The 5294-nt window shown below is 68.8% G+C and carries 3 protein-coding genes; 1 reads left to right on the top strand and 2 read right to left on the bottom strand.

All coding sequences use genetic code 11. The features are described 5' to 3' along the window. Together ACWGH4_RS30690 and ACWGH4_RS30685 are read right to left on the bottom strand one after the other, a co-directional pair. On the bottom strand, positions 1-325 hold a 325-nt coding region (locus ACWGH4_RS30690; protein WP_453466653.1), incomplete at its 3' end, for an NEW3 domain-containing protein. A gap of 73 nt (positions 326-398) precedes the next feature. Then, positions 399-1835, bottom strand: coding sequence for a Gfo/Idh/MocA family oxidoreductase (locus ACWGH4_RS30685; protein WP_441262417.1), 1437 nt, complete (start codon positions 1833-1835; stop codon positions 399-401). A gap of 459 nt (positions 1836-2294) precedes the next feature. Between ACWGH4_RS30685 and ACWGH4_RS30680 the strand changes: the two genes are divergently transcribed. Continuing rightward, on the top strand, positions 2295-5291 hold the full coding sequence (locus tag ACWGH4_RS30680; protein ID WP_453466651.1) for a family 16 glycoside hydrolase: 2997 nt from the start codon (positions 2295-2297) through the stop codon (positions 5289-5291). Positions 5292-5294: the final 3 nt, after the last annotated feature.

The following is a 5294-nucleotide window of genomic DNA, read 5'->3' as shown; positions in this document are numbered from 1 at the left end:
AGGTCCGCACCGTGAATCCGGGCCGCGGCTCCGGCACCTGGATGCGGAACTCGGCGCCGGCCGTGACGCCGGCGGCGAAGGTGCCGTCCACGCTGTGGACCGACGGCTGGACCGCCCAGCCCACCGGCCCGGCGAACGAGACCTTCAAGGAACGCATGCGGTCGGGTCCGGCGTTCTTGACGGTCACCTTCACCGTCGAGACGGCCGGGCCCGCGAGGTCGACGGGCGCTATCGTCACCTCGGTCCGTGCGGGAGCCGGCGCGGGCTCCGATGCGGCGGCGGCCGCGGCGGGAGCGGGAACGAGCAGTGCCGCCGCCACCGCCATGGCTCTGAGAGAAGTTGTCCGTCCGGCTGATCTCACTGTCTGCTCCTTCTGTCGGTCCGCCCGAGCGGTGAACTCAGGCCACGGGGGGCATCTCGGAGGTACGGGAGTCCAGACCTGTGCGGAGATTCACCCAGGAGCCCCGGGTGAAGTCGGGGACCTCGACCGGACGGCCGCCGGCTGCCAGCGACTTGACGCTGAGCGGTACCGGAGCGCACCAGGCGGCGGAGTCGTAGACGTCGATGTCGGGGACCAGTCCCGCCCGCATCAGCTGGACGGTGCGCCACTGCAGGACGTAGTCCATGCCGCCGTGGCCGCCGTTGTTCGCGGCGTCGTCGCCGATCTTCTTCCAGAGCCAGTGGTCGAACTCCTTGCGGTAGGTGTCGAAGTCGCGCCAGGAGTGTCCGCTGTGGTCGGGCTCGACGTAGATGCGTCCGCCGGTCGTCGAGGTGCCCGCGTAGTCCTCGAAGATGCCCCGGCTGCCGGCGAGGGAGTTGATGCGGCTGTACGGACGGGGTGAGCTGACGTCGTGCTCAGCTCTGATGACCCGGCCCTTGGCCGTGTCGATCAGGCAGGTGACCAGGTCTCCGTTGATGTAGGTCTCCTGCCACGACGGGTGCGAGCGCGGGACGAAGCGCTCCCGGTAGTCGGCGAGGCCCTTGGGTTCGGTCGCGGTGGCGCGCAGCACCGTCATGCGGTCCCCGCGGTTGATGTCCATGGCCGCGGCGACCGGCGCCAGACCGTGCATCGCGTAGAAGGAGGCGGTGCTGCGCGTGTGCCAGAGGCGGCGCCAGGCGTCGGTGTAGTAGGTGTCGGAGAAGAGCAGGGCCCGCAGGTCGTGCAGGTAGCCGCCGTGCCCGTTGGTGACGTCGCCGAAGAGGCCCTCGTGCGCCATCTTCAGCATGGCCAGTTCGTTGCGGCCGTAGCTGCAGTTCTCGGAGAGGATCAGGTGCCTGCGGGTCCGTTCGGAGGTGTCGACGAGGTCCCAGAGCTCGTCCAGTCCGGTGGCGATGGGCAGTTCCACGATGACGTGCTTGCCGGCCAGCAGCGCGGCCCTGCCCTGCTGGTAGTGGAACTCCCAGGGCGTGGCGATGTAGACGAGGTCGATGTCGTCGCGTTCCAGCATCCGGGCGAACGACTCGTCCGAGCCGCTGTACTCGGCGGGACGGGGCTTGCCCGTGGCGACCAGCCGGTCGGCGGTGCGCTTGGCGCGCTCGGCACGGATGTCGCAGACGGCGGTGACGGTGCAGCCGGGGACGACGGACCAGCCCTCGCTCATCCCGTGGCCCCGGTTGCCGAGTCCGATCACTCCGACCCGGACGGTCCGGTAGGGCTCGAAGGCGACGTCGATCATCGACTTCTGGCCCGGCCTGCGCCGCGGTGCGGCGTCGACGGCGGTGGCGGCCTCGATGACAGGGGCGGCCTGTGCGGAGCCGACACCGGCCGCGAGTGCGCCGGTGGCGAGGGCTCCTCCCAGGAGCAAGCGGCGTGAGACTGCGGGAATTTCGGGCATATGGAACGCTCCTCGGTCCGCGATCGGCATCACTGGCGGGGAAGACTCTGGCGGGGTCGACAGTCGGGTGTCAATGGATGTTCGTAAGCGCGCCGTTACGAACAAGAACAAGCATCGAACCGGCCTCGGCGCAAGAAGTGACAACTCGTCAACTTTGTTCGCTCGGACCGCCGAGTCGAGCCGACATGCCGTCACTTCACCTGTGCGACGGCGAAGTTTGTTCTCAGTGATGACGAAGTATGGACACCGTCAGCAAAAGGCTCCTAGGGTTTGCGGCGCACTCCTGGGAGCTCTCGGCTCTCTGCACTGCGCTCATCCCTACCGCGTTCCTCTGCACTGCTCTCATCCGAACCGCGTTCATTCGAACCTCCGGATCAGCATCGGCCGATCGCGCCGCGCGTTGTGGTCCACGTTCACCACCGTTACGTGCTCCCGACGCCAGGGAGCCCGGGAGGATGCATGAATCCACGGCTGCACCAACGACTTCGCAGACGGGTGACCGGCCTGGTCGCCGCCTCGTTCCTGGCAGGCTGCCTGATGTCGCCGCCGGCCTCCGCGGCGGCCGGAGCCGCGGAGGACCTACCGCCGCAGGAACCCGGCGTCACACTGCGCGTCTTCGACATACAGCTCCCCATGAGCAAGATCTGCTCCATCAAGCCGGGACAGACGCCGAACGTCGACAAGCTGATGCCGACGATCGACTGGAGCTCCACCGACGACTTCGGCGCCGGCGACCACTTCGTGTCCCAGGTGATCGGCAACATCGACGTTCCCCAGGACGGTTCCTACACCTTCCGGCTGACCAGCGACGACGGCTCACGGCTGCTGATCGACGACAGGCCGGTCATCGACCACGACGGCCTGCACGGCGCCGAGCCCAAGGACGGCACGGTGGAGCTGACCGCAGGTCACCACGCTCTGCGGATCGACCACTTCGACCGCACCGGCGGCCAGCAGATCACGCTCGCCTGGCGGCCCCCCGGCGCCACCGGCTTCTCCGTCGTGCCGAACTCGGTCCTGAGCACCGACGCCGGTGTCGTACGCGTGACCGCGCCGGGCCGCAAGGAGTGCGAGAGCGGCACCGACTCCCCCGGCGACGGCCTGCCGCTGACCGGGGTCCACCCCGGCTACGACCTGACCGACCTCCGGCCGGCCGGCTTCGAGCCGCAGATCACCGGCATGGACTGGCTGCCCGACGGCCGGCTCGCCGTCACCACGTGGGGCGGCACCGACAACACCACGGGCGAGGTCTACCTCCTCGGCAACGTCACCCATGACACCGGGCCGGACAAGGTGACGGTCAAGAAGGTCGCGAGCGGCCTCAAGGAACCGATGGGCATCAAGGCCGTCGACGGCAAGATCTATGTGTCGCAGAAGCACGAACTGACCGAGCTCAGCGACACCGACGGGGACGACGTCGTCGACGAACGGCGCACGGTGGCGACCTGGCCCTTCGGCGGGAACTTCCACGAGTTCGCCTTCGGTCTGCTGTACCGCAACGGCTTCTTCTACCTCAACCTGTCCGTGGCCATCAACTACGGCGGCGCGACGACCGATCCGCAGCCCGCCCGAAACCGCGGCACGACGATCAAGGTGAACGCGAAGACCGGCGAGGTGTCGTACGTCGCGGGCGGTCTGCGCACCCCGAACGGCATCGGCTGGGGCCCCGGCGGCGACATCTTCGTGACGGACAACCAGGGCGGCTGGCTGCCCGCCTCCAAGCTGGTACGGATCAAGCAGGACCGCTTCTTCAACCACTTCACGAACCCGGACGGCCCCTTCGACGCCAACCCGGTGAGCAAGCCCGTGCTGTGGCTGCCGCAGAACGAGATCGCGAACTCGCCCAGCACACCGCTCCACCTCACGAAGGGCCCCTACGCGGGGCAGCTGCTGTTCGGCGACGTCACCTACGGCGGCCTCCAGCGCGCGTTCCTGGAGAAGGTCAAGGGCCAGGACCAGGGCGCCGTGTTCCGGCACACCCAGGGACTCGAGGCCGGCGTCAACCGGATCAGCCAGGGCCCGGACGGCGCCATCTACGCCGGCGGTCTGGGCGCGGGCGGCAACTGGGGCCAGGAGGGCAAACTCACCCACGGCCTGCAGAAGCTGACACCGAACGGCGAGGACGCCTTCGACATCCTGGCGATGCGCGCCAGGTCCGACGGCTTCGAGCTGGAGTACACCCAGCCGCTGTCCCAGGCCACGGCCGACACGCTGGCCGCCCGCTACCAGGTCGCACAGTGGCGATACGTCCCCACACCGTCGTACGGCGGTCCGAAGGTGGACGAGGAGAAGCTGACCGTGCGGTCCGCCGCGCTGTCCGCCGACCGCAAGAAGGTCACCCTCGTCATCCCCGGCCTCAAGCCCGACCGGGTGGTCCACGTGCGCTCGCCCCGCCCGTTCAGCTCCGCGAGCGGCGAGGCGCTGTGGAGCACGGAGGCGTGGTACACACTGAATGCCATGCCCGGACGACAACCGAAGGTCACGCTCTACGAGGCCGAGGAGGCGCGGCTCGCGGGCGGCGCCGGCACGGACACGGAGCACGCCGGTCACTCCGGCAGCGGCTTCGTCGACGGATACGGTACCGAGGGCGCCTCGACCACCTTCGACGTGGACGTCGACGAGGCCGGCACCTACGACGTCGGTCTGCGTTACGCCAACGGGCCGCATCCCTTCACCGGTACCAAGACCGTGAGCGTGTACGTCAACGGCAGCAGGATCGGACAGTCGAAGCTGCTCAGCACCGGCGAGTGGAACAAATGGTCCACCCGGACCGAACAACTGCCGCTGCGCGCCGGCGCCAACACCATCACCTACCGGTACGACAGCGGCGACACCGGCCACGTCAACCTCGACATGATCACCGTCCATCCCCACGGGAGCCGCGTCGTCCTGTTCGACGGGGCGGACCGGTCGGCCTGGCAGCAGACCGACGGCCGCACCGCGCAATGGCCTCTGACGGACGGTGCTATGGAGGTCTGCTGCGGCGACATCCGCACCAAGCAGGCGTTCGGTGACTTCAAACTGCACGCCGAGTTCTGGCTGCCCGAGCTTCCGCCGGACGTGACGGGACAGGACCGGGCCAACAGCGGTGTGTACCTCCAGGACCGCTACGAGATCCAGGTGCTCGACTCCTACGGCGACACGACGCCGAAGATCGACGGAGCGGCCGCGATCTACCAGCGGAAGCCCGCGGACGTCAACGCGGCGAAACCGGCGGGTACTTGGCAGACGTACGACATCACCTTCCGCGCTGCGCGCTTCGACGAGGCGGGCAGGAAGACGGAGGACGCCCGCGTCACCGTGGTGTGGAACGGCACGACGGTCCATGACGACGTGGCCGTGGCGGGCACGACCGGCGGCGGAGCACCGGAAGGGCCGGCCGCGGGCCCGATCCGCCTCCAGGACCACGGGAGCAAGGTCCGCTACCGCAACATCTGGATCGAGCCCCTGACGTAGGAC

The organism is Streptomyces sp. NPDC054847 (assembly GCF_053610925.1).
This window is presented reverse-complemented; position numbering and strand designations above follow the sequence as displayed.